Source organism: Comamonas piscis, assembly GCF_014109725.1.
Classification (GTDB): Bacteria; Pseudomonadota; Gammaproteobacteria; order Burkholderiales; family Burkholderiaceae_C; genus Comamonas; species Comamonas piscis.
In genome coordinates this window covers 582,839-608,732 of the sequence record NZ_CP058554.1, presented here as the reverse complement: position 1 = coordinate 608,732, position 25,894 = coordinate 582,839, and the positions used below count along the sequence as shown (strand labels likewise).

The window sequence follows — 25,894 nt, the reverse complement described above, 5'->3', positions numbered from 1 at the left end:
GGGGTCGGTGCTGGTGGTCTGGGTGCTGCGCCGGGCTTGTGCCCGGTCCGCCTTACTTGGCGGAGATAACGCGCACCATCTCCAGGCACTTGTTCGAGTAGCCCCACTCGTTGTCGTACCAGGAGACAACCTTCACAAAGGTCTTGTCCAGGGCAATGCCGGCTTCGGCATCGAACACCGAGGTGCAGGTCTCGCCACGGAAGTCGGTCGCCACCACCTTGTCTTCGGTGTAACCCAGCACGCCCTTCAGGGCGCCTTGCGACTGGGCCTTCATTTCGGCGCAGATCTCTTCGTAGGTCGCTTCGCTGTTCAGCTCCACGGTCAGGTCGACCACGGACACGTCAGACGTAGGCACGCGGAAGGACATGCCGGTCAGCTTCTTGTTCAGCTCAGGAATCACCACGCCCACGGCCTTGGCAGCGCCGGTGCTCGATGGGATGATGTTTTCCAGAATGCCACGGCCGCCGCGCCAGTCCTTGTTCGACGGGCCGTCCACGGTCTTTTGCGTGGCAGTCGCTGCGTGCACCGTGGTCATCAGGCCGCGCTTGATGCCCCACTTGTCGTTGAGCACCTTGGCCACGGGGGCCAGGCAGTTGGTGGTGCAGGATGCGTTGGAGATGATGGCTTGACCGGCATAGGTCTTGCAGTTCACGCCAAACACGAACATGGGGGTGTCGTCCTTGGAAGGAGCCGACAGAATCACCTTCTTGGCGCCCGCATCGATGTGCTTTTGCGCCGTTTCCTTGGTCAGGAACAGGCCGGTGGATTCGATCACCACATCGGCGCCGACTTCGTCCCACTTCAGGTTGGCGGGGTCGCGCTCTTGGGTCAGGCGGATCTTCTTGCCGTTGACGATCAAGGTGTTGCCTTCGACGGCCACGGTGCCCTGGAAGCGGCCGTGCACGCTGTCGTACTGCAGCATGTAGGCCAGGTAGTCGGGCTCCAGCAGGTCGTTGATGCCCACGATTTCGATATCGGAAAAATTCTGCACTGCCGAGCGCAGCACATTGCGGCCGATACGACCAAAACCGTTGATACCTACCTTGATTGTCATAGTGATCTCCAAGTAATGAAATGCTGCATGCCCTCCGGCCTGGGCTGCGCTTGCTGCTGCAAACGCCGCCTGCCGGACTGGCCAAACACGCAAACCCTCTGCAGCCCGGCAAGGTGCAGGGGCGGGGCGGTTTGATTTTGCCGCGTATTGTAGAGAACACTGGCTGGGCCATGGAATAGTGGGCCATTGCCCGGCACCCGCTGGTATTGCCGGTATGACTGCTGGGGGGAGATACATCCTCTGACAGTGCGCCGCAGGCCAGCGGCAGTGCTGTGCAACAATCTTTGGCAGGCAGGGAATGGTCCCCGCCGATGACCAGCTCCGTTGCAATACCGCCCAAATGCCGGGCCGCCCACTACAACGCCATGAGTCTGCCACTCCCGCCTTCCCCCTCTGCGGCCCAGCGTATCGCCGTCGTTATCCCTTGCTACAAGGTGACGCGCCACATTCTGGCCGTGATTGCCGAGATCGGCCCTGAGGTCGATGGCATCTATATCGTTGACGACTGCTGCCCCGATGGCAGCGGCCGCTTTGTGCAGGAACACTGCCAGGACCCACGGGTGCGGGTGCTGTTCAACGAGGTCAACCTGGGCGTAGGCGGCGCCGTGATGGTTGGCTACCGCGCAGCGATTGCAGACGGCTACGGCGTGCTCGTCAAAATCGATGGCGACGGGCAGATGGATCCCACCTTGGTGCCGCGCTTTGTCGCCCCTATTGCCAGCGGCCGCGCTGATTACACCAAGGGCAACCGGTTTTTTCACCTGGAGAAGATCACCCGTATGCCGCGCATCCGCATCTTTGGCAATGCGGTGCTGTCGTTCATGACCAAGTTCTCCTCGGGCTACTGGAGCAGCTTTGACCCCACCAATGGCTTTACCGCCATTGCGGCCAGCACGGCAGCACAGCTGCCGCTGCACAAGGTCAGCCAGCGCTACTTTTTTGAGACCGACATGCTGTTCCGTCTGAACACGGTGCGCGCCGTCGTCTTGGACATTCCCATCGATTCCCGCTACGAGGACGAGGTCAGCAACCTCAAGATCTCCAAGGTGCTGACCGAGTTCATGGCCGGGCACCTGCGCAATTTCTGCAAGCGCATCTTCTACAACTACTATTTGCGCGGCATGTCCGTCGCCTCGCTGGAGCTGCCCCTGGGCCTGGTGCTGATCAGCTGGGGCACCGTGTTTGGCCTCTACCACTGGATGCACTCCATCGTCTCCAATGTCGCCACCACGGCGGGCACGGTCATGGTCAGCGCCCTGCCCATCATCCTGGGCGTGCAGCTGGTGCTCGCCTTTATCGCCTTTGATGTGGCCGCCGAGCCCACCCAATCGCACCGCCATGATGGCGAGGGCCTGGGCCGATAAGCGCTGCCCCGCCCGTTACCGCCATCACCCACCAAGCAGCCATAAAAAAACGCAGGCTGCAGGCCCTGCGGCCCGCATTCCTGCGTTATTTGGTTGCTGAGGCGCTGAGCGATTAACGCTTTTGCAGTGCCACTTCCACCGTATTGGCCACATTCTCAGGCGTAAAGCCAAAGTGCTCAAACAGCACGCCAGCAGGGGCCGATTCACCAAAGGTGTCGATCCCCACCACGGCAGCGCAGCCGTACTTCCACCAGAAGTCGGTCACACCCATTTCAACGGCCACGCGCGGCAGGCCGGCAGGCAGCACGCTGCTCTTGTAGGCGACATCTTCGCGGTCAAACGTGGTCGTGCTGGGCATGGAGACCACGCGCACGGCAATCTTGCGCTCGGCCAGCAGGCGCTGGGCCTTCAAGGCCAGCTGCACTTCAGAGCCGGTGGCGATGATGACGGCTTGCGCCTTCTTGTTCAGGCCGATGTCCGATGGCTCGGACAGCACGTAAGCACCACGGCTGATATTGCCGATGGCGTCGCCATTCTTGGGTGCGTAAGGCAGGTTCTGGCGCGACAGCAGCAGGGCCGTAGGCTTGTTGCGGTTGGTCAATGCCACGCTCCAGGCCACCGTGGTTTCAGCGGTGTCAGCAGGGCGCCACACATCCAGGTTGGGGATCAGGCGCAGGCTGGCTGCGTGTTCGATCGACTGGTGGGTGGGGCCATCTTCGCCCAGACCGATGGAGTCATGGGTGAAGACATGGATCACGCGGCGCTTCATCAGCGCGGCCATGCGGATGGCATTGCGGCTGTAGTCGCTGAAGGTCAGGAAGGTGCCACCGTAGGGGAGGAAGCCGCCATGCAGCGCCACGCCGTTCATGATCGCGGCCATACCGAACTCGCGCACACCGTAGTTGATGTGGCGGCCGATCTTGCCGTCTTCGGTCTTCACCACCGCACCACTGTCGTCCACGCGGAAAGCAGGGGTCGACTTGGTGTTGGTCAGGTTGGAGCCGGTCAGGTCGGCCGACCCACCCAGCAGCTCGGGCATCGCGGCGGTAAAGTCTTCCAGTGCCAACTGGCTGGCCTTGCGGCTGGCCACGGTCTCGCCCTTGGTGTGGGCCTGGGCCACGGCTTCCACCGCGACTTGGGCAAACTGCTTGGGCAGGTCGCCGGCCATGCGGCGCTTCAGCTCGGCGGCCAGCTCGGGGAAGGCCTTGGCGTATTCGGCAAACTGCGCATCCCAGGTGGATTCGGCCTTGGCGCCAAAGGTCTTGTGGTCCCAGGCTTGGTACACATCGGCAGGGATCTCGAACGGTGCCGAGGTCCAGCCCAGTGCCGCGCGGGTCAGGCCGATTTCTTCGGCACCCAGGGGCTCGCCGTGGGCCTTGCTGGTGTCCTGGCGGTTGGGGCTGCCCTTGCCGATGGACGTCTTGCAGATGATGAAGGTCGGCTTGTCAGCCACCTTCTTGGCCTTGGCAATCGCGTCGCTCACGGCCTTGGGGTCGTGGCCGTCGATCGGGCCGATCACGTTCCAGCCATAGGCTTCAAAACGCTGGGCGCTGTTGTCCACAAACCAGGGCTGCACCTTGCCGTCGATGGAGATGCCGTTGTCGTCATACAGCGCGATCAGCTTGTTCAGTTTCCAGGCGCCAGCCAAGGCGCAGGCTTCGTGGCTGATGCCTTCCATCAGGCAACCATCGCCCAGGAAAACATAGGTGTGGTGGTCCACCACATCGTGGCCGGGGCGGTTGAACTCAGCGGCCAGCAGCTTTTCTGCCAGCGCAAAGCCCACTGCATTGGTCACGCCCTGGCCCAGCGGGCCGGTGGTCGTTTCAATGCCGGGGGTGATGTCCACTTCAGGGTGGCCCGGGGTCTTGCTGTGCAGCTTGCGGAAGTCCTTCAGCTCGCTGATCGGCAGGTCGTAGCCGGTCAGGTGCAGCAGCGCGTAAATCAGCATGGAGCCGTGGCCGTTCGACAGGATGAAACGGTCGCGGTTGATCCACTGGGGGTTCAAGGGGTTGTGCTTGAGGTGCTTGCTCCACAAGGCCACTGCCATATCGGCCATGCCCATCGGGGCGCCGGGATGGCCGGAATTGGCTTGTTGAACGGCATCCATTGCGAGTGCGCGGATCGCATTCGCCATATTCTGATTGTTGACCATGGGAGTGGAGGAGAAAGAAGCGACAAAGGCCGCATTTTAGCGGCCTGCCGCGCCCTGCGTCCGGTATGCCAGTCTTGGCCTACGGCCATGCAGGGCCACCCCCTACCCCAGCACCTTTTGCAAACACTGACAATGCGCAAGCTATCGCCAATAAAAATCTATTAATATTATTTATACTAACTATCGTTTGTCATTGACTGCTTGAAAGGATTGACCATGCAACGCACCCTCTCTAACACCGCCCTGGCCTTGACCCTCGCCCTGGCGTCGCTGAGCGGCAGCGCCTTTGCCAGCACCGCAGAGAAGATCGCTGCCGTGCAGGCCGCCCGTTTTGACCTGACGCAGGCCATCCAGAGCGCACAGAGCCAGCATGGCCTCAAGGTCCTGCAAGCCGAGATCGACACCAAGAAAAAGCAGCCCGTCTACGAAGTCAGCGGCATCAATGCCCAAGGCCGTGAGATCAAGCTCAAGTTCAGCGCGCTGGACGCCGCCAAGGTGCTGGAAAACAAGGACGACGGCGCCGCCGAGAAAAAGGACACCGACCGCCTGGCTGCTGCCAAGATCGGCATCAACGACGCCATTGCCACCGCCTTGAAGCACACCCCCGGCAAGGCCATCGAAGTGGATCTGGACGACCACCTGGGCGTGCTGACCTATGACGTGAAGATCATCAATGCCGCCAATACCGAAATCGAAGTGCGCGTGCACGCGATCGAAGGCAATATCCACCAGTAATTCACTGGTAGGTTCCAGCCTCCGGGCCAGCCATGCGCTGGCCTTTTTTGCGTCTGGAGTTTGGCCTTAGAGCAAAGCTTGCGCCATGTATTGCGCATCGTCTCCATAACTCTGCAAAGCTGCTTGGTGCTGCAGGCACACCGGCATCAGCGGCGCATAGCCCTTGCGCTGCCAGTACGGCTGTGAGCCCATCACGGACACCAAGGCCGAGTAGCGCAGCCCATCGGCCTGTGCCTGTTGCAGCATCGCCTGCAGCAGCGCGGAGGCCAGGCCCTCGCCAGCACGCGCCGGGGCCACGGCCATGTCATGCAGGTACAGGGTATCGGCTGGGGATGCACAGGCAAAGCCGCCATGCAAGGGCGTTACCTTGCCCAGCACAGATCGGTAGGCGGCCAGATAGGCCAGCACCTCGCTGCCTTGCACGACCACCAGCGAGCACTGCACGGGGCTGGCCAGCCGCGCCGCATACAGCGCGGCGCTCTCCATAAAGTCCGCGCCATAGCAGGCCAGCTGCACCTGCATCAGGCCATCGAGGTGCTGCGCGGTGAGAGGTTCTAGAGACCAGTTGGGCTGGTCGTGGGAAGAGAAACGCATCGGCCGATTGTCGGCGATGCCGCTGCGATCAGCCCAAAGGTGCCAGCGGCTGCGCCGTAGATGCCGGTACGCTGGTGCGGGCGGCATTCATCACCATCGACAGCAGGCTGTAGTAGCCATTGATGCCAATCAGGTCCATCACGCCCTTGACGCCAAACAGTTGCTGCGCGCGCGCCCAGGTGGCGTCGCTCACCTGGCGCTGCTGATGCAGCTCGATGCAGAAGTCATGCACAACGGCCTCGTCCTCGGGCATGGCCTCGGGGCGGCGGCCTTGGGCCACGGCATCCACGGTCGACTGGGTCACGCCTTCGCGCAGCGCAATTGGCGCATGGATGGCCCATTCCACCTGCTGCGTCCACTGGCGGGCCGTTACCAAAATGGCCAGCTCCGTCAGGCGCACGCCGATGGCGCTGCGGTAGCGCAGGTACTCGCCCAGCCGCTGGGTGTGGTCCATCAGCTCGGGGCTGCGCAGCAAGGGCACAAAGGGCGATATCAGCGCGCCGCGCGGGCCATCGATGATGGGCTGGGCATAGCGGCGCTGCTCTTCGTTCCAAGCCTCTGGGGACAAGGGCGGCATGCGGTCCTGGGAGGGGGTCATCAGGCGGGTCTTTCAGATCGGTGATCGGGAGCGTTCTCAGGCAGCCACGGGCTGCTGGGCCAGCACTTTGTCGATGGCATCGCCCAGGCGCTCCACCACCTGGTCCAGCTCGGCTTCACTACTGATAAAGGGCGGCGCCAGCAGCACATGGTCGCCATGCAGGCCGTCAATCGTGCCACCCATGGGATAGCACAGCAAGCCATGGGCGATGGCCTGGGCCTTGACCTTGGCATGCAGCTTGAACGCCGGATCAAACGTGGCTTTGCTGCTGCGGTCCTGCACCAGCTCCACGCCCCAGAACAGGCCCCGGCCCCGGATATCGCCGACATGCGGGTGCGCGTCAAAGCGGGCATGCAGCTGCTTTTGCAGGTAGGCGCCACGCGCCAGCACCTGGGGCAGTAACTGGTCACGCTGAATCACCTGCTGCACTGCCAGTGCGGCGGCCGCTGCCATCGCATGGCCGATGTAGGTATGGCCATGCTGGAACATGCCACTGCCGCGCCGCATGGCGTCCACAATCTTGTGCTGCGCCAGCACCGCGCCAATCGGCTGGTAGCCGCCACCCAAGCCCTTGGCAATGGTCATCAGGTCGGGGCTGATGCCCTCTTGCTCCACCGCATGCAGGCTGCCGGTGCGGCCCATGCCGCACATCACCTCGTCGGCGATCAGCAAGATGCCATAGCGATCACAGAGCGCACGCAGGCCCTGCCAGTAACCAGCCGGTGCCGCCACCGCGCCCAAGGTGGCGCCCACCACCGGCTCGGCCACAAAGGCGATCACCTTGTCCGGGCCCAGTGCCTGGAACTGGGCATCAATCTCGGCCAGCAAACGCGCCACATAGGCGGGCTGGCTCTCGCCGTCCCGGCGGTCGCGGTATTCATAGGCTGGCGCCACGCGGCCCACGTCCATCAGGATCGGGGCAAACTGCTTGCGACGCCATTCATTGCCGCCCACAGCCAAGGCACCCAGGGTATTGCCGTGGTAGCTTTGGCGCCGCGCGACAAAGTGCGTGCGCTCGGGCTGGCCGATTTCGACAAAATACTGGCGCGCCATTTTCAGCGCGGCTTCCACCGCTTCCGATCCACCGGAGACAAAGTACACCTCCGTCATGCCTGCGGGCGCATGCGCCACCAAATGGTCGGCCAGCGCCTCTTGCACCTCGGTGGTGAAAAAGCTGGTGTGGGCATAGGCCAACTGGTCCAGCTGGCGGTGCATCGCTGCCAGCACATCCGGGTGGCCGTGGCCCAGGCAAGACACCGCCGCGCCGCCACTCGCATCCAGGTAGGCCTTGCCGGCCTGGTCAAACAAGGCCACGCCTTTGCCGCCCACCGCGACAAGAGGAACCTGGGCCAGAGAACGATGGATGACATGGCTCATGCGAGCACTCCTTCACAATGCGACACCAGCCCTGCGCCGGCAGCGATACGCACAGTATAAGGAACATTTGTATTTTTTCAATACATTATTGGATCATTTGATCCGTGTCGATCCATGTCCATCCATCTTTGGTGCCAAGCTTCCCCTTCCCTCCCTCTCTGCTTATCGATTCAGCGCAACCCGCCCACATATCGCTTGGCGGATGCCAGCAGGCCGGGCGCAGCGGGATCCGCTACAGGGTCTGCGACCACGGCAGCAACGGCGGCTGCAGGTACCACCGCGCCCGGCAGGCTGGCCGCAAACCGCAGCGCCAGCCGCTCCAGCTCTGCATCCTGGTTGCTGCGGGCATGGTTCAGCGCAAACTGGGCCATCGCCTGGCCATAGGTGGTATCGCTGGCCATCCACTCGGTATCGGTCACCCGGCCCGTCTTGCGGCGCAGGGCCACATGCAAATGTGCGGCAATGGCCACGCGTTCACTGTCGTTCATACAAGCTCCTCCATGGCAGAACCTGATGGGCAGGCTGCGCGCCCCATGCGGCGCAGCCTGACTCAATAAGAGGCGCTAACAGCGCCCAGCAAACCGCAGTTTTGCGGTTAAGACGAGGCGCAAATCCGTAGGCAGTACAACGCGTACGACAAGGGTTTGCAACGACGTACCAAGGGGCGTGTTGGCGGCTCTCAATGCTGGCTTTCCTGGTGCAGGCTTTGGTCCAAACCATCCAGCTCCTGCTGCGCCGTCACCCGCAAAGGCAGAACCACGCGGATAACGGTCAGCAAAATGGCAGTGCCCGCCGCGCTGTAAATAGCCACGGCCGCCACAGCCACCAGCTGGTTCAGCACCGTGGCGTCCACGCCGGCAATGGCGCGGTCGGCAAACAAGGCGGTGAGCAGCGAGCCGGCAATGCCACCCACGCCGTGTACGCCAAATACATCGAGCGAGTCATCCACCCCCAGGCGGCGCTTGAGCCAGGTGGCGCCCCAAAAGCAGGCCACACCGGCGATCAGGCCAATCGCCACCGCACCGCCCAGCTGCACAAAACCGGCAGCGGGGGTGATGGCCACCAGGCCGCCAATCAGGCCCGAGAGCACACCCAGCAAGGTCGGGGCGCCGCGCACCCACCACTCGACCAGCATCCAGGACAGCGCACCGGCTGCAGCCGCCACCATGGTTACCAGCATGGCCAGCGCGGCCCGGCCATCGGCCGACAGCGCCGAGCCGGCGTTAAAACCAAACCATCCAATCAGCAGCAGCGCGGCGCCCATCGCCGTCCAGCCCAGGCTGTGCGGCTCAAAGGCCTGGCGGCCATAGCCCTGGCGCCGCCCCAGCATGGCCGCGCAGACAAGGGCCGACACACCCGCATTGACGTGTACCACCGCGCCACCGGCAAAGTCCAGCGCGCCCAGCTTGTTGAGCCAACCATCGCTCTCCCACACCCAATGGGCGATGGGCGCGTAGACCAGCACGCTCCACAGCGCCGAGAACAGCAGCAGCGCTGAAAAGCGCATGCGCTCGACCACGGCGCCAATGATCAAGGTGGTGGTGATGACGGCAAAGGCCATCTGGAACAGCGCATACAGCGCTTCGGGGATATTAGGCGCCAGGTGGCTAACCGACACCGTGCCCGCCGCCGCATCCAGCCGCATGGACGAGAACCAGGCCCGGTCCAGCCCGCCCAGCCAGGCCGACGACTTGCTGAAGGCCAGCGAGTAGCCCAGTGCAAACCAGGTGAGTGAGACCACCGCCGCCACCGCAAAAACCGCCACCATCGTGTTGACCACGTTCTTGCGCCGCACCAGCCCGGCATAGAAGAGTGCAATGCCCGGCAGGGTCATCAGCAATACCAACACCGTAGAGACCAAGATCCAGGCCGTATCGGCCTTGTCAATCGCTGCCATCTGCACCATTTGCATGCCATCCCCTTTGTACGTTGTCATCCATTGCGGGTTTGTTTCAAAAGGTAGCAGTTTCTATGCCATGGGGCGGGAAAGCGCCTGGATATGGGGTTCTGCGCGCCTGTGGAGCGATGGCGGCGCCGTCGGCTAGAGCCAGATCGCACCACATCGGTGCCCTGAGCAGTCGCCCATCCAAAGGAAAACCGGCGCTTGCATTGCTGCAGGCGCCGGCTCCGTATGAAGGGACTAAGACGGGCTTCAGTCCGCCGCGAACACCTTGCCCGGGTTCATCAACCCCAGCGGATCGAGCGCCAGCTTGATCGCCCGCATGGCAGCGAGCTCTTGCGGCGTGCGACTAAAGGCCAGATAGGGCATCTTGTGCAGGCCAATGCCATGCTCGGCAGAGACACTGCCCTGGAACTGCTGCACCAGGCCGTAGAGCACGGCTTCCAGCGCCTCATCCTCGCCATTGATGGTTTTGCTGTCGGTGGTGACATGCAAATTGCCATCGCCCACATGGCCAAAAAACAGGCTGTGGTGACCAGGCCAGCGCGTATCAAAGGCAGCGCGGCAAGCGGCGGCAAAGCGGCCAATGTCCACCTGGGGCAGGCTCACGTCAAAGTTCACAGGCGGGTGCATGTGCGCGGTCATCTCGGCTGGTGCCTCGCGCAGCTTCCACAGGCTCTTGGCCTGCTCGCTCGACTGCGCGATCACCGCATCCACCACCTCGCCAGCTTCCATGGCCTCGCCCAGGGCCTCTTCCACAGCAGCGCGCAGGGCGGCCTCGTCCTTGCCATCCACATCAATCAGCGCCTGCAGCGGATGATGCTCGGCAAACGCGGGCTGCAGCTTTTGCCACTGGATGGAGGTCTGCACAAAGTCGCTCCACATCAGCTCAAACGCGGCCACGCTGTTGCCAAAGCGGGCCTGCATGCGCGCCAGCACCGCCAGCGCCTCGTCAAAGCCCGGCAGCGCCACCATGCAGGTGGCCTTGGCCTGTGGGGCGGGCCGCAGGCGCAGCAGCACGCGGGTGATGATGCCCAGGGTTCCCTCGGCACCGATAAAAAACTGCTTGAGGTCGTAGCCGGTGTTGTTCTTCAGCATGGGCCGCAGCATCGGCAGCACCGTGCCATCGGCCAGCACCACCTCCAGCCCCAGCACCTGCTCGCGCATCATGCCGTTTTGCAGCACGCCATTGCCGCCCGCATTGGTGGAGACATTGCCGCCAATCTGGCAGCTGCCCCGCGCGCCCAGGTCCACGCCAAACACCCAGCCGGCCGCCACGGCCGCTTCCTGCACGGTCTGCAGGCTCACGCCAGCCTGCACGGTCATCAGTCCGGTGCGCGCATTCACATCTTCGATCTGCTGCATGCGGTCCATAGCCACCGCCACGCCTTGGGCCACCGGTACGGCCGCCCCCGCCAGCCCGGTCAGGCCGCCCTGGGGCACCACCGGCACCCGGTGGGCATGGCAGATGCGCAGCAAAGCGCTGACCTCGTCTGTGCTGCGTGGGCGCAGCAGCGCCAGCGGCGGCACCGGTGGCGTGCCGCTCCAGTCGGTCCAGTACTTCTCGGGGATGGCGTCCGCGCCACGGGTAAAGCCTTGTGGCCCCAGCGCTTGTTGCAGGTCGGTCCAGAAAGCCGCCGCAGGAGCGGCTGCCGCGTTGTCGGTGCGAGAGGTGTTCATAGCCCGCTATTGTCGGGCGGTTTGCGTTGCAGGCGTTAGCTGCCGGCCTCAAAACCTGCTGGGCCAGTAAAGCAAAAAACGGCATCTCAGGCCTGCAGTGCAAGCCGGGGATGCCGTTGTGGCGCAGTTGAAATCAGCGTGCCGATTGCTGCACGTAGGCCAGCAAGGTCTCCACCATGCGGCGCACATGGGGCTGCACCTTGGCGGCCACGGCCGGCAGGTAGTCAAAGGGCATGTGCTCCTGCATATAGCTGCTTTGCGTCATCTCCAGCTGGATGGCATGCACGTTCTGCGCAGGTTGGCCGTAGTGGCGCGTGATGTATCCGCCCTGGAAGCGGCCATTGAGCACGCTGCTAAAGCCGTCGGCCTCGCCTTTGCGTGCCTCGGCCAGCAGCGCCTCGCCCAGGCCTTCGCCGCAGCTGGCGCCCTGGTTGGTACCCAGGTTCAGATCGGGCAGCTTGCCCTCAAAAAAGCGCGGCAGCACCGACTGGATCGAATGCGCATCCCATAAGCCGGCAGCGCCGTGCTGTGCCTTGATGCGGGCCAGCTCGGCGGCCAATTGCTGGTGGTAGGGCTTCCAGACCTGGTCGCGGCGCTGGGCAATCTCGGCATCATCGGGCTGCAACGCGGCGCTTTGGTAGATGGCGGTGTCGGCAAAGGTGTCCACCGGGCACAGGCCGGTCACGCTCTGGCCGGGGTAGAGGCTGGCGCCATCGGGCGAGCGGTTCATGTCCACCACCAGGCGCGAATGCGTGGCGACCAGGGTCGAGGCACCGATCTCTTGCGCAAAGGCGTAGAGCAGCGGCAGGTGCCAGTCGGTGTCATGCACCTCGCGCGCCTCGGGCGTAAAGCGCTCGGCCAGCGCGGGCGGCACATAGGTGCCCACGTGGGGCAAGGAGATCAGCAGCGGCTCCGTGCCTTGGCGGAACTCAAAGGCGGCGCGGTCGGTTTCAAAATGCATGGATCATGGCTCCTGAAGAAGTTCGGTACGCGCGGCCACAAAGCCGCGTTGCGCGCTGTGGTGCAGCGGGTGGCTGCCGCCGGACACGCGGCACTGGCCGCCCACCCAGACACTGGCCACCGCACTGCTGCGGCTGCTGGCAAACACATGGGCATCGAGCTGCTCGGCCGCCGGCAAGCCGGCCAGCGCCAGATGCTGGCCGTCAAGCACCACCAAATCCGCCTGCTGGCCAACGGCCAGGCCGGCCACCGCACGGCCGCTGGCCTGCGCGCCGCCCTGCACCGCTGCCAGCAGCATATGGCTGCCTACATGGGGCTGCTGGGCGCTGGCCGCCACATTGCGCTGCTGCGATTGCAGGCGCTGGCTGTACTCCAGCATCATCAGCTCTTCGGCGGCATTCACGCCGATATGGCTGTCCGAGCCAATGCCCCAGCGGCCATTGCTGGCTTGCCAGAGGGGCAGGTCAAAGATGCCATCGCCCAGGTTGGCTTCCGTCAGCGGGCACAAGCCGGCCACCGCTTGCGATGCCGCTGCTGCCGCGTATTCGGCCTCGTCCATGTGCGTGGCATGCACCAGGCACCAGCGCGCGTCCACTGGCATATGGTCCAGCAGCCAGGCCACCGGGCGCTGGCCGCTCCAGGCGACGCAGGCGTTCACCTCGGCCATCTGCTCGGCGATGTGGATGTGAACCGGCGCCTGGGCATTGAGCGCATGCAGGCCTTGCACGGCCTCCTGCAAGGCCTGGGGCGCCACGGCGCGTAGCGAATGCGGTGCCAGGCCCAGGGCGGCGCCTTGGGCGCTGCAGGCGGGGGCCAAGCTCTCCAGCAGACGCAGCATGTTGTCGGTGCTGCGGATAAAGCGCTTTTGCCCCTCATTGGGCGGCTGGCCGCCAAAGCCACTGTTCTGGTACAGCACCGGCAGCAAGGTCATGCCGATGCCCGCCGTCTGCGCGGCACGCAACAACGCCTGGCTCAGCTCGCCATCAGGCGCATAGGCCTGGCCGTCAGGCTGGTGGTGCAGGTAGTGGAACTCGCAGACGCTGGTGTAGCCGGCTTCGAGCATCTCGATGTAGAGCCAGGTGGCAATCGCCTCCAGGTGCTGGGGCCCCAGCCGGGCCGCAAAGCGGTACATCAGATTGCGCCAGCTCCAAAAGCTGTCCTGCGCCTGGCCCCGGAACTCCGACAGCCCGGCAAAGCCGCGCTGGAAGGCATGCGAATGCAAGTTGGGCATGCCCGGCAGCACCGGGCCGGAGGCCTGCGCCACGCCGGCGCAGCGGGCCGCATCCACTCCCGTTTCGATGGAGGTATAGCGGCCTTGCGCATCCCAGCGCAACAGCACGTTCTGGGCCCAGCCGCTGGGCAGCAAGGCCTGGGGCGCAAACAATTGGTGGTGGGTATTCATCGCATCAGACACCGGGTGCTACCTCCTGCAGCGCGACGGCGATCAACAGGGCATCGTCGCTGCTGGCGTCCAGCTGCAAGGGTTGGCCCAGCGCGGCAGTCCAGTACAGGCCGTCATCGCCACCGGCCGTCAACGCTGACGACTGCGCCGACAAGCGCCAGCTGCCGGCCTGCGCCAGCAGCATGCCTTGGGCGCTATCCACTTGCAGGCTGCCACCCCGGTGGATCGTCACCTGCGCCTGCACCCGGCCGCGCCGGGTCATCACATTCAGATCCTGCGAGGCGCCGCCCAGCAGCTGGCAGTCCAGCGCCACATCGCCTGAGAAGGCGAAGGGCTGCAGGCAGTGCTGCAGCAGATGGTCCACGCTGCGGTCAATGGCCTGCAGATGCACGCCATCACCACCCAGCAGGGTGATGATGCGGTCCACCCCGGCAAAGGCCGAGAACGGCCCGCTGCTGGCGATCTGCGCAATGCTGATGCGCCAGGCAAAGCTGTCGATACTCGCGCCAGGCGGCCAGCACAGCACCTCCTGGGTGGTGCCGCCGCCGTTCTTCCATGGCGCAGCGGGCAGCGCGCTGCTGCTGAAAAATTGCATGCTCATAGCTACCCGTTTATTGCTTGGTCAACACGGCCTGCAAAAAGCTGCGCGTGCGCTCCTTGGTCGGGTTGCTGAAGATGGTCTGTGGGTCACCGGCTTCGATGATGCCGCCGCCATCCATGACGACGACCACATCGGCCACTTCCTTGGCAAAGCCCATTTCATGGGTCACCACCATCATGGTCATGCCCTCGGCGGCCAGCATCTTCATCACCTGCAGCACCTCGCCCACCAGCTCGGGGTCGAGGGCCGAGGTCGGCTCGTCAAACAGCATCACCTTGGGGCGCATGGCCAGCGCACGTGCAATGGCTACGCGCTGCTTTTGCCCACCCGAGAGGCTGCCCGGCATCGCATCGGCCTTGTGGCCCAGGCCCACTTTTTTCAGCAGGTCATGCGCCAGCGCATCGGCATCCTTGCGGCCCAGGCCGTGGAGCTTGCGCGGGCCCAGGGTCACGTTGTCCAGCACCGACAGGTGCGGGAACAGGTTGAAGGACTGGAACACCATGCCCACCTCTTCGCGCAGCGCGTTGAGGGCCTTTTCGGGCAGCATCTGGCCGTCTTGCACCAGGGTGCGGCCGCAGATCTCGACACTGCCGCCTTGCGGCACTTCGAGGCCATTGCAGCAGCGCAAGAAGGTGCTCTTGCCCGAGCCGCTAGGCCCGATGACGACGACCACCTGCTGGGGCAGCACATCAAAGTCGATGCCGTCGAGCACGACATGTTCGCCAAAGGCCTTGCGCAGCCCACGGATGCGGACCATGGATTCGGAATTCAACGGAGCTGCGGTCATTGCACCATGCCTCCAGCGCGCATGCGCTTTTCAAAATGGCGCAGTGCCAAGGTGGTCACGCCGGTCAACACAAAATAAATTAGGGCAATCGCCAAATACACTTCCAGCGAGCGGTAAGAGACGCTGATGATTTTCTGGCCCTGGTGCATCACATCGTGGATGGTGAGCAGCGAGACCAGCGCCGAGTTCTTGATCAGCGCAATGAACTCATTGCCCAGCGGCGGAATCATCCGCACCACGGCCTGGGGCAGGATCACCGAGGCCATGGCCTGGCCGGACGACATGCCGATGGAGCGCGCCGCCTCCATCTGGCCACGGTCAATGGATTGGATGGCGCCACGCACCACCTCGGACACATAGGCGCCCGAGTAGATGCCCAGGCCCAGCACGCCGCAGGCAAAGGCCGGCAGCATGATGCCGAACTGCGGCAGGCCGAAGAACAGAATGAACAGCTGCACCAGGAGCGGCGTGCCCCGGATGACGGCCACATAGGCCGTGCAGATGCCGTAGATGATCCTGTTCTTGGGGTTGAGCCGGCCGATGCCGACCAGCAAACCCATCACGCAGCCCAGCACCAAGGCCGCTGCGGTGATCTCCACCGTCACCGCCGCACCGCGCAGCAGATCGGGCCAGCCTGCCCAGACGGGCGAAAAATCCAAATCCATAGTCAATCCTGTCGTCTCAGATCAGCGCGCAGCCACCGGGGCCACGCGCTGTGTCAGCCATGCGTTTACTTGCTGCTGGGGAACCACTTGTCCACGATGGCCTTGTAGCCACCGTCGGCCTTGAGCTGCTCCAGCGCCTTGTTCACGGCGGCGGTCAGCTCGGGCGTGTCTTTGCGGATGGCCATGCCGTATTCCTCGGTGGTGATCTGCTCGGGCAGCACCTTCATGCCGCCACGGGTGCGGTTGTACTGGAACGCGGCGGGCTTGCCGGTCACGGCGGCATCGGCGCGGCCGATATCCACCAGGTTGAACATCTCCTGGTTCTTTTCCACTTCCACGCGCTGCACTTTGGGGAAGTGCTCGGTCAGGTAGCCCACCGACTTGGTGCCCACCTGCACCGAAACCTTCTTGCCGTCCAGATCGCTCAGCTTGGTGATGGGGCTGCCTTCCTTGACCATGGCCACCAGACCGCCGGCGTAGTAAGGCTGGGTAAAGTCCACCACCTTCTTGCGCTCGTCGGTGATGTAGATGGCCGAGACGGCCATGTCGTAGCGGCGCGCGATCAGACCGGGCACCAGGCCCTTGAAGTCGATATCCACCCATTCGACCTTCTTGCCCATCTTGGCGGCGACCGCTTCGACAAGCTCCACATCAAAGCCGGTCTTCTTGCCGTTTTCGACAAACTCCATCGGCGGGAAGGTGGCATCGGTGGCCACACGCAGCACGTTGTTCTGTGCAAAAGCTGCACCTGCACCACAGGCCAGGGCGATCAAGGAGGTCTTCAAGACCAGGCGACGGAAGTTCATGGGAGAGTCCTTTTTCAATTCAAGTACCAAGCAAAATTTCAATGTCATCCAGCCAGACTGCGGGAGATGCGGGCCGCCGCTGCCAACGTCGCCTGCACGAGCTGGGCTTGCTGCGCCTGCACCCGCTGCTGGGGCGCCATCAGGCTGAGCGCGGCCACGGCGCGGCGACCGCTGGCAAACACCGGCACGCTGCAACCCCAGACACCCGCATCCACCTGGCCCACCGTGGTGATGTAGCCCTGGGTACGCAGCTCCTGCAGCTCGGCAGCGGCTTCGGCGCGGGCGGAGGTGCCTTCGCCGTAGTGCTGGCTCAAGAGCGCATCGCGCTGCACCGCTGGCAGATAAGCCAGCACGCACTTGGCCGAAGCACCCACCTTCAAAGGCACGCTGCTGCCTTTGTCGAAAGAGCAGCGCAGCGACAGCGGGCTTTCCACCATGTCCAGGCACACCGCCTGGCCATTGGCTGCCACCAGCAGACCAGCGCTTTCCTGGGTTTGCTGCGACAGCTGCACCAGCACGGGGCGTGCCACATGCACCAAATGGGAGCCATCATCAAAGCCACGCGCCAGCTGCAGGCCCAGCGGCCCCGGCGCATACAAGGCACCGCTGTCGGCCACAAAACCAAAGCGCTTGAGGCGCGCCAACTGCCGGTACAGGCTGCTACGGGGCAAACCTGTCCCCTGCATCAGCTCGCTGGCCGACAGCGGCCGCCCGGCGCAGGCCAGTACCGCCAGCACCTGCAACACCCGGTCGGCCGCCGACACCTCGGAACCCGGGGTATCGGTCGCTGCACCTTCGCTGGGCAAAAACTCTGAAGCATCCATTCGCAATTCCCATTCCTCGGGACTAATGACAAAGCTGATCTTGCAAGATCAATGCCAGAATTGTCGAATTGCTCTTTAGAACTCCACCTAGCGCAAACCCTTGGTCGGAATTGACTGGGGAATTCGATTCCCATCAAATGGGAATTTGAAATGTAAATTCTCTTGAGGGATTTGCATTCAAGGCGAATCTTCCTGCATCTTGTTGATGCCATGTGAAACGCTATTGAAATTGTTAAATTGGTAGTTATGAACTATCATTTTTCAACTTTTGATAGGAGTTCGCATGTCCGGAAAGCCCGCAGCCCGAATAGATGACAAGGTCAAATACGCGCGAATCGTCACCGGCTCACGGACGGTACTGATCGGCACCCAGGGCGGCGTCGCATGCTCGGTCTGCCCCGGCGGCAAGGCAGTCGGCAACCCCGTCAACCCGCAGCTTGGCGCCAAAGTGTTGTCTGGGTCTTCTGACTTGGACTTCGCCCTACCCGGCGCCATGCCCATCGTCTGGCAGCGCCAATACAGCAGCTACGTCAACGCGCAGCACGGCGGGCATTGCGGGGTGTTGGGCTATGGCTGGGGCCTGCCAACGGACTTGCGCATCAAGGTGGAAGCCAGCGCCACATTGCTGCATGACAGCCAAGGGCGAACGATCACCTTTGATGCCTTAGCAGCAGGGGAGTCGATCTACAGCCCCAGCGAAGATATCTGGCTGCTGCGCTCGGGCAGGCATCCGGGCAACCTGGCTAACGATCTTGCCGCTATGACGGGGCCCGCCAAGTTCAACGAGCGCGGCGCCGCAGATAGCTTTGAAGCCCCGCCGCCGTACAGCGAGCAGGCGCCTTTATGGTGGCAGGGGCGCTTTTCTTGGATCCGTCGCGATATGGCTTGCGGGGATTTGATGATTCTGGCGGCTAATGGGAGCGGGGATACGGTGTGGGTGTTTGGTCCCGCCAACTGGCAAGAGATTGAAGCAGCCCGCAAGGCGATGAAAGCGCAGAAGGCTGAAGGCAAGCCTGTGACGGTGCAGGAACCGGACATCGATTCAAACTGGATCTTGCTGGGCAAGGTAGACCGCTTGGGCCGCTCCCAGCGCTACTTTTGGTCCAAAGTGTTGGGTCAGGAGCGCATCACGTCCATTGACGATGGCGTGAGCCGTGGCTACGCGCTGCATTACACGCAGGTGATTGCCGCGCAGGATGCCCAGCACTACACCCATGCAGATGGCAACTTCTTCTGGCAAGCCGACACCGGTGTGCGCCTGACGCGGGTAGATTTGCGCCGCGACCCGTCTGCCCCCATGCTGCAAACGGAATCCCTCACCTTGGTGAAGTACGGCTACAGCGACCAGGGCGACCTGACCTCCGTCACCAACCGCCACGGCCAAGTGGTGCGCCGCTTTGCCTGGCGCAACCATTTGATGATTGCCCACCAGGAACGAAGTGGGCCTGAGCATCACTATGCGTATGACCGTTATGAGCCGGGAGGCCAAGCGATTGAGCAGCGCAACCAAGACGGGCTGGATTACCTTTTTGCATACGAAGCCTTGCCGGAGGTAGATGGCCAGCCGCGCCGGGCTTGCGTGGTGAGGGACAGCCTGGGCCGGGTAGATAAATACATCTTTCAAGGCGAAGCCGGCCTTGCAAGGTTGGTGGAACACACCCGCGCTGATGGCAGCACCATCAAACGCAAGTACAACCAGTACGGCCACCTCACCCAAGTGACCGACCCGCTCGGCCGCAGCGTATATATGGCAGTCAGCCCCATGGGCCAGTTACTTGCTACGCAAGGCCCAGACGGATCGCGCAGCAGCCAACGCTTTGATGACACGACGAACCTGCTGCAAAGCAGCACCGACGCAGCTGGCCGTACCACCCACTACGACCACGACTACCACCACCGGTTGACGGCGGTAACCTTACCCGGCGGCAGCAGCGAGCAATACCACTACCCCAACATCACCGGCAGCCCCTCAGATCTAGCGATCCGCGCCAATGCCGACAAGCCCATCCGCATCACCGATGCCAATGGCCGCGACAAACATATCAGCTACACCCCCACCGGGCAGACCGCCAGCTACACCGACTGCTCGGGTCAGAGCACCCACTACGAATACAACCGCTGGGGCCAGACCACGACGGTGCGCAACGCACTGGGCGAGCGGGTGGCCTACGAATACAACGAGCAGGACCAACTGCGCTGGGTTTACTACCCCGATGGGAGCACGGAGCACTACCAGTACGACGCCCAGGGCCAGGTGGTGGAAGTCAAAGCGGGTCGTAGCAATGACAGAGACGGTAAAACCCCCGTTAGCACCACCGCCGCCAGCGTGCGGATGGCTTATGACCTGTGGGGCAGGCTTACCAGCCGCAGCCATGCCGGTCAGCATTTAGGCTTTGCCTACGACACGGCTGGCCGCCTGACCCAGCTGACCAACGAGAACGGCGAGCACACCCTATTTGCTTGGGATGTGATGGACCGGCTTAGCCAAGAGACAGGCTTTGACGCCCGGGTGCAAAGCTACGAATACGACGCAGCGGGCCAGCTTGTCCAATCCGCAGACGGCTGGGCTGCTGAGCAAAGCCTGGCTGCACACACCAGCCATTACGAATGGACGATCAGCGGCCAACTCGCTGCCCGACATCTGCCAGCGACAGACCTGCTTCCCGCGACCACCCAGCGGTATGAATGGGGCAAGGTCGGTGAGTTGCTGCAAGCAAGTGTTTGGCACCAAATTGAAGCCGATGACGTGGGGCCAAGACGCCATCCAGCCACAGAAGGCATCTTGCAAAGCCAGGCCGTCATCGAGCGCGATGCGGCAGGGAGAGTCATTGGCGAAGTCCAGCGCTTGTACAAAGCGCCGACCGCAGACCCAACGACCAATCCCTTCGCTTCTCCCGAGATCGAGTTCGAGCACCGCATTAGCCACCAGCTAGACACCCTGGGCAACCGCCAAGGCAGCCAGCTCCAAGGCCTGGGCGAGGTGGGCTATTTGCTCTACGGCGCAGGCCATGTCCACGACATCACCTGGCAAGGCGAGAGCCTTGTCAACTTTGAGCGCGACGCGCTGCACCGAGAGATACACCGTCAAGTCCTCACCGACATCAAGAACCAAACACCCGGCGAGACCACCGCCAAGCCCCTCTACCGCAAGCTCGGCTGGGATGCTGCAGGGCGCATGGAAACGATGCAGTGGATGGGCCTGGAGCAAGGCAGTGCTCTGGATGACATGCTCTCCATCCCAGGGGCATCTCAGGGCGGTGCTACTACCACCCGCGTCGCGCAAACCCTGCTAGGCGCCATGAGCGCCCGGCAGTATTACTACGACAGCCTGGGCCAAATGGTCAGCATGCGCAGTCATGCCGGCATCAGCCGCTTTGCGTACGACGGGGCAGGACGCCTGACCGGCGCCCACACGCCGCATGCCGGATCGCAACGCTGGCAATTCGACCCCGCAGGCAACCGCCTGCCCATCGCAGGCCCCGAGACTAAGCCCGCCACCCCAGACGCCATCACCGGCCACCTCAACGAAACCGACCGCCTGCGCGCCCAGCAACGTGCTGCAGTTCAAGCCAACCCCATCACCAAAGAGCAACTGCTGCGCAGCGACTTCAACCCGTTGCAAGCGGACCCAGACCCCGCCCACAACCAGCCCCTGCACACCAGCAAACGCTGGGCCGGCAATCGCGTGGCGTATTACGAGAATCAGGAAGACGCGAGCAGCCAGGGGGCAAAAATCCACTACCAGTACGACAGCCGAGGCAACCGCACCCAAAGCTTGGATGAAGCAACGGGCCGCAAGCTGGAGCTGATGTATGACAGTGGCAACCAGCTGGTGCAGGTAGTCGTTGAAGAAGCTGGCCAGCGAAACACTCAAAGCTACCGATACGACGCGTTTGGGCGGCGTCTTGCCAAGTACAACGCGCCGAGCAATGGCAGCTCAAGCGAAGAGAAAGGCACCGATTACTTCGGCTGGGACGGAGATCGCTTGATCCACACCGAGCGGTTCAACAGCGCGAACGTCAAAGATGAAGCCGGTGCAGCCCAACCCGAAGTCGTCCACACCATCTACGAGCCTGGGTCCTTTACTCCGCTCATCCAGCTGCACAGAGCCAGCAAAGCCGCACCCGATCTGGGCGAACAACTGCTGGCCAACACCTCACCAGGCGTGGTGCAAGACGCCTTGCGTAGCGCCCTTGCTGATATCAAGGCGCTGAACGCCTCCTTGCCCCAGAACATCGCTTATCTCTCCATGTCCAAGGATGTGCAGGCCTTTATGCGCGAGCAGCTGCAGGACTACGAGCAAACGGTGAGCGCCCAGCGCAAAGAGGCTGCACAAAAAGTAGAGATCCGCCATTACCTGTGTGACCACCTGGGCACGCCCAACGCCTTGATCCGGGAAGACAGCCGGCTGGATTGGGCAGTGCAATTAGATGCTTGGGGGAATGTGCGGGCGGAGCATAACCCGGGTGATTTGTACCAGCCGATTCGGTTGCCGGGGCAGCATGCGGATGGGGCGACGGGGCTTTATTACAACCGGCATCGGTATTATGATTCGGGAGAAGGTGATTATATTAACCAAGACCCAATCGGTTTACTTGGAGGACTTCATGCGAGTGGGTATGTTCGTAATCCATTAACGAAATATGATTCTTTAGGGCTGATAGAAGAGCTCGCTCACATTTGGAATATCGGTCCGCTAGATGCATGGAATACAAGAGCTGATAATTCAGAAGCATTTAAAAGGACTAGAGAAAAATTTCCTCCAAGTGAACGCCATAATGGTACCGGAGACGCTTTCAGACATTGCTATTGGTCTTGCTTGATGAGTATAAGGATGGGTGTGGATCAAGCTAAAAAGGTGGGTGACACACACGAGGTATATGGTACAAAAGAATTACAGCCGAAAAAAGAAGAAATTATGGATTATCACAATAACAGTAAAGGTCGAGAGTGCTCCGTTTTATCAAAAGATAAAAACGACTGTGAAATGAAATGCGACGAAAAATTAGGCAATGGAGAGCTATGGTTTATCGATAAATCAACAGGATTGCTTGATACGGCGATAAAAATACCGTGATTATTATGACAAAAAGCTCTCTAGTTATTTTTCTTTCATTGCTTTTGTTGATTCAGGATTCCACGATCGATTTAAATGAAACCGATTATATTTGCATTTTTCCTCCATATGCCGAAAAATCAGACATAGAAAAGGAAATAAAAAAATATGCAACATCATTTAAGATAATGCGCTATTTTGAGCCTTCTATAAGCGATGTAAAAGTGACTCATGCAGTAATTCATAACAATAAACTAATATTAATAAGAACCGAAAAAAGAAAAAACTGGTTGAAGCATGAAGAGGGTTGTCGCAAAAATCGAGAAGCCACGCCCACCGCATCTCTACATTGATAGATCACCGACACGCAAACGAAGACAAGTGCCGAGAACATCAACCTGCACGCATTAGCGAAAGCAGTTTATATATTAAGCTCAGCAGATAAAAAATCATCAGCTAATGAAAACTCCTCATTAACCACGAGTCAACATTAACCCTCTCCTTGATTGGCTGCAGAACATTGCAATTGCTGATTTCCTCATACATGACATAGAAGACAAATACCCCAATCAGCATCAAAATTGGTCATGCAATACGACAAATAACTTTATTCAACAGATTATTAAAAAATCTTTTGAATAGAAGCTCCATCATTAAATAAGAACTAAAATCAGCAGGCTTTATATTTTGCAGAGTTAAAATCGCCCCAGCCTCATATTCACTGATATCGATCATGTTAAGCAAAAAATTATTTGTTTACTTCACAGTGTCATTTGCAATTTCGATCGCCATGTTAAAAGTGGGCTTTGCATTTATTCATTCTGGAATATATATACTTATAGTTCTTAGCCCTGCATACTTTTATATTGAAAACAACGGGGGTGCGTCAAATCCATCCCTTAGACATCTTGCTATATATATGAGCACTCAAGCTTTATATCATTTTATTGCGATAAAGGTTTATCTTTTCTTCAGGCGAAAAATGAATAGGCATGACTAATTACCCAATGGCGGCCTTGGTATTCAGATAGCATTAAAAGCAAAATTTCTGCAACGCGAAAGTCCGAGAGCAACTTCACGCAGTGAAGCGAGGTCATCGGAATGAGTTCTCTTAAACGGTGAAGACTACGCGGGATTTCACAGTTTCAAACACTAATGCGGATTTGCTCTGCACCAATTGCCAAATAGCGCCGCAACACCCTGGGACTGGGCAGAGAAACTCAGCACTGCACCGAGACGGGGCTGAGCTTTTGCCATGGATATTGGAGCGTGCAGGCAAGTGCCACCTCCGTCATCCGCTACGAAGGTGATGCACAGCAGAACGTGATAGCCCGTACTGAGCCAGCGCTCAGAGCGCCGCCAAATATCCCAAAGCCGCCAGCGGCGCGGTCTCGGCCCGCAGCACGCGGGGGCCCAGGGTGACGGGTGCAAAGCCGTTGTTGCGTGCCAGGGCCTCTTCGGCGGGCGATAGGCCGCCTTCCGGGCCAGACAGAAAGACAAGGGGCTGGTTGCCCGCTTGCTGCACCGCCTGGGCCAGCGGCTGCGTGCCGTCGGCCAGCGACAGCACCAGGCGCTGCGCATCGGCCAGGCTGCCGGCCTTGATCCATTGCGCCAGGTCCATGGGGGCATGGATGCGTGGCACCTGGTTGCGGCCGCATTGCTCGCAGGCGCTGGCGGCAATCGCTTGCCAACGCTCCTGCCGCTTGGTGGCGCGGTCGCCTTTGAGGCGGGTGACCGAGCGCTCGGCCTCCAGCGGTGTGATGCTGGCCACGCCCAGCTCGGTCGCTTTCTCTACCAGCCATTCCATGCGGTCACCGGCGGTAATGCCGGCCAGCAGGTGTACGGCACGCGCGGCTTCGCGTTCGATGGCCGTGTGGCCCTCAATCTGCACAGTCACATGGCTGCGGCCCATCTGCACGATGCTGGCGTCGTACTCGCCAGCAGGTGTACCGGCCTCGCCGTTGAACAGGGTGATGTGCTCGCCGGGCTGCATGCGGAACACCTGCACATGGCGCGCGGCCTCGGCCGGCAAATCCAGGGTGGCGCCTACGCGCAGCTCAACGGGGCAATAAAAACGGGGCATGGTGCTTGGTGCAGATGGATGGCAGTGACAGGCTGGGTGTGTTGCAGAGCGCGGGCTATCCCCGGCCCACCATCCAGCCGCCTTGCTCTTCAATGCCCTCCACCTCGTGGATCAGGCGCATCAGCGGCACCAGCTCGCGGTAGCGCGATGCCGTAGAGCGGATGTAGTGCAGAAAGCGCGGCGCATCAGCCAGGTAGCGGGGCTTGCCGTCGCGCAGGGTCAGGCGGGCAAAAATGCCGGCCACCTTCAGATGGCGCTGGATGCCCATCCATTCCACCGCGCGGTAGAAATCGCCAAAGTCGGCGCCAAAGCCCGAGGGGCTGTCGGCGCCCAGCAGGCCGGCCTTGCGCGCCTTGTCCCAGTAACGAATGGTGATGTCTACGACAAAATCCTCTTCCCAGGTGATGAAGGCATCGCGCATCAAGCTGGCAATGTCATAGGTGATAGGGCCGTAGAGGGCATCCTGGAAATCGAGCACACCCAGCGGCGCGCCTTCGCGGGCGGGCACCATCAGGTTGCGCATCATGAAGTCGCGGTGCACAAACACGCGCGGCACCGACAGGTTCTGCGCCACGATCGCATCAAACGCGTTTTTGAGCACGGCTTGCTGCTTGTCGTTGAGCACCACCTGGCGGTGCTGGGCGATGTACCAATCGGGGAAGAGCTGCAGCTCGCGGCGCAGGATGGCCTCGTCATACACCGGCAGCACGCCTTCGCGCGAGGCCTTTTGCCAGTCCACCAAGATATCCACAGCCTGCATGTACCACTGGTAAGCGGCCTGGGAATCGGGCGGCTGGAGCTTTTCGATCACGGTCTGCGTGCCCAGATCGGACAGCAGCATGAAACCATGGGGAGCATCCCAGGCCTGTACCTCCGGCGCATTCAGCCCGGCTTGGGCCAGCAGCGCCTGCACCTTCACAAAGGGTTCGCTGTTTTCCTTGTCTGGCGGCGCATCCATGATGATGCGGGTGCCACCCTGCTGGTCATCCACCCGCAAGTAACGGCGAAAACTGGCATCGGCCGAGGCCAGGCGCAAGGTCTCGGGCAGCAGTCCATGGCTGGCCGATGTGGCGGCCAGCCACTGGGCAAACTGGGCGGCGCGGTCCGCGTCGGCCCACACTACAGGGGTAACGCCCTGTAAAGATTGCGCGGTGCTGTCAGGCTGGGGTGCTACAGAAGATGCAGCAATAGGGTCAGACATGGGGGAAATAGAGTGGCTCATGGATAATGCAGATTCTACAAAGCCCCGCCGTCCG

General features: G+C 61.6%; 21 protein-coding genes. 4 read left to right on the top strand and 17 right to left on the bottom strand.

Going from position 1 to position 25,894, the window contains the following annotated elements:
* Positions 1-52 precede the first annotated feature (52 nt).
* Positions 53-1,054: a type I glyceraldehyde-3-phosphate dehydrogenase gene (gene gap, locus HS961_RS02790; protein WP_182326274.1), complete on the bottom strand. Its 1,002-nt coding sequence runs from the start codon at positions 1,052-1,054 to the stop codon at positions 53-55.
* 365 nt (positions 1,055-1,419) lie between these two features.
* On the opposite strand from gap, the gene HS961_RS02785 reads away from it, so the two are divergent.
* Complete coding sequence (locus HS961_RS02785) at positions 1,420-2,418, top strand: glycosyltransferase family 2 protein (RefSeq protein WP_182326273.1); 999 nt, start codon at positions 1,420-1,422, stop codon at positions 2,416-2,418.
* 112 nt (positions 2,419-2,530) lie between these two features.
* On the opposite strand, the gene tkt is transcribed toward HS961_RS02785, so the two are convergent.
* The gene (gene tkt / locus HS961_RS02780) at positions 2,531-4,570 is read right to left on the bottom strand and encodes a transketolase (RefSeq protein ID WP_182326272.1); all 2,040 of its coding nucleotides are present in this window, start codon (positions 4,568-4,570) and stop codon (positions 2,531-2,533) included.
* A 216-nt stretch (positions 4,571-4,786) separates the two neighbouring features.
* Here tkt and HS961_RS02775 point away from each other — a divergent pair, with 216 nt between their 5' ends.
* Positions 4,787-5,305, top strand: a complete 519-nt coding sequence (locus tag HS961_RS02775) for a PepSY domain-containing protein (protein ID WP_182326271.1) — start codon at positions 4,787-4,789, stop codon at positions 5,303-5,305.
* Between the two features lie 66 nt (positions 5,306-5,371).
* On the opposite strand, the gene HS961_RS02770 is transcribed toward HS961_RS02775, so the two are convergent.
* The 13 genes from HS961_RS02770 to HS961_RS02710 form a co-directional block, all read right to left on the bottom strand.
* On the bottom strand, positions 5,372-5,899 hold the full coding sequence (locus HS961_RS02770) for a GNAT family N-acetyltransferase (protein WP_182326270.1): 528 nt from the start codon (positions 5,897-5,899) through the stop codon (positions 5,372-5,374).
* 28 nt (positions 5,900-5,927) lie between these two features.
* Positions 5,928-6,497: a carboxymuconolactone decarboxylase family protein gene (locus HS961_RS02765; RefSeq protein ID WP_182326269.1), complete on the bottom strand. Its 570-nt coding sequence runs from the start codon at positions 6,495-6,497 to the stop codon at positions 5,928-5,930.
* Between the two features lie 36 nt (positions 6,498-6,533).
* Positions 6,534-7,874 carry an aspartate aminotransferase family protein gene (locus HS961_RS02760; protein ID WP_182326268.1) on the bottom strand — a complete coding sequence of 447 codons (1,341 nt, stop codon included), beginning with the start codon at positions 7,872-7,874 and terminating at the stop codon, positions 6,534-6,536.
* Between the two features lie 170 nt (positions 7,875-8,044).
* Positions 8,045-8,362, bottom strand: a complete 318-nt coding sequence (locus tag HS961_RS02755; RefSeq protein ID WP_182328417.1) for a hypothetical protein — start codon at positions 8,360-8,362, stop codon at positions 8,045-8,047.
* Positions 8,363-8,553: 191 nt separating this feature from the next.
* A complete protein-coding gene (locus HS961_RS02750; protein ID WP_182328089.1) occupies positions 8,554-9,786 on the bottom strand; it encodes an ammonium transporter in 1,233 nt (410 codons plus the stop codon).
* Positions 9,787-10,026: 240 nt separating this feature from the next.
* Positions 10,027-11,454 carry an FAD-binding oxidoreductase gene (locus HS961_RS02745; RefSeq protein WP_182326267.1) on the bottom strand — a complete coding sequence of 476 codons (1,428 nt, stop codon included), beginning with the start codon at positions 11,452-11,454 and terminating at the stop codon, positions 10,027-10,029.
* 133 nt (positions 11,455-11,587) lie between these two features.
* The gene (hutG, locus tag HS961_RS02740) at positions 11,588-12,415 is read right to left on the bottom strand and encodes an N-formylglutamate deformylase (RefSeq protein ID WP_182326266.1); all 828 of its coding nucleotides are present in this window, start codon (positions 12,413-12,415) and stop codon (positions 11,588-11,590) included.
* A gap of 3 nt (positions 12,416-12,418) precedes the next feature.
* Complete coding sequence (locus tag HS961_RS02735; protein ID WP_182326265.1) at positions 12,419-13,816, bottom strand: formimidoylglutamate deiminase; 1,398 nt, start codon at positions 13,814-13,816, stop codon at positions 12,419-12,421.
* 4 nt (positions 13,817-13,820) lie between these two features.
* Entirely contained in the window at positions 13,821-14,417 is a 597-nt protein-coding gene (locus tag HS961_RS02730) for a HutD family protein (RefSeq protein ID WP_238347755.1), read from the bottom strand.
* A gap of 10 nt (positions 14,418-14,427) precedes the next feature.
* Positions 14,428-15,204, bottom strand: a complete 777-nt coding sequence (locus tag HS961_RS02725; RefSeq protein ID WP_272956285.1) for an amino acid ABC transporter ATP-binding protein — start codon at positions 15,202-15,204, stop codon at positions 14,428-14,430.
* Complete coding sequence (locus HS961_RS02720) at positions 15,201-15,869, bottom strand: amino acid ABC transporter permease (protein ID WP_182326264.1); 669 nt, start codon at positions 15,867-15,869, stop codon at positions 15,201-15,203. The genes HS961_RS02725 and HS961_RS02720 overlap by 4 nt, the downstream gene beginning before the upstream one ends.
* Positions 15,870-15,934: 65 nt before the next feature.
* On the bottom strand, positions 15,935-16,675 hold the full coding sequence (locus HS961_RS02715; RefSeq protein WP_182326263.1) for a transporter substrate-binding domain-containing protein: 741 nt from the start codon (positions 16,673-16,675) through the stop codon (positions 15,935-15,937).
* 44 nt (positions 16,676-16,719) lie between these two features.
* Positions 16,720-17,499 carry an IclR family transcriptional regulator gene (locus tag HS961_RS02710; RefSeq protein WP_182326262.1) on the bottom strand — a complete coding sequence of 260 codons (780 nt, stop codon included), beginning with the start codon at positions 17,497-17,499 and terminating at the stop codon, positions 16,720-16,722.
* Positions 17,500-17,782: 283 nt separating this feature from the next.
* Between HS961_RS02710 and HS961_RS02705 the strand changes: the two genes are divergently transcribed.
* Both HS961_RS02705 and HS961_RS02700 read left to right on the top strand, forming a co-directional pair.
* Positions 17,783-22,576: a DUF6973 domain-containing protein gene (locus HS961_RS02705; protein ID WP_182326261.1), complete on the top strand. Its 4,794-nt coding sequence runs from the start codon at positions 17,783-17,785 to the stop codon at positions 22,574-22,576.
* A 5-nt stretch (positions 22,577-22,581) separates the two neighbouring features.
* The gene (locus HS961_RS02700) at positions 22,582-22,908 is read left to right on the top strand and encodes a hypothetical protein (RefSeq protein WP_182326260.1); all 327 of its coding nucleotides are present in this window, start codon (positions 22,582-22,584) and stop codon (positions 22,906-22,908) included.
* A 995-nt stretch (positions 22,909-23,903) separates the two neighbouring features.
* Here the strand turns inward: HS961_RS02700 and HS961_RS02695 are convergent.
* Entirely contained in the window at positions 23,904-24,638 is a 735-nt protein-coding gene (locus HS961_RS02695) for a 16S rRNA (uracil(1498)-N(3))-methyltransferase (protein ID WP_182326259.1), read from the bottom strand.
* Positions 24,639-24,693: 55 nt separating this feature from the next.
* Positions 24,694-25,839 (bottom strand): aminoglycoside phosphotransferase family protein, encoded by a 1,146-nt coding sequence (locus HS961_RS02690; protein ID WP_182326258.1) that lies wholly within the window; start codon positions 25,837-25,839, stop codon positions 24,694-24,696.
* Between the last annotated feature and the right edge of the window lie 55 nt (positions 25,840-25,894).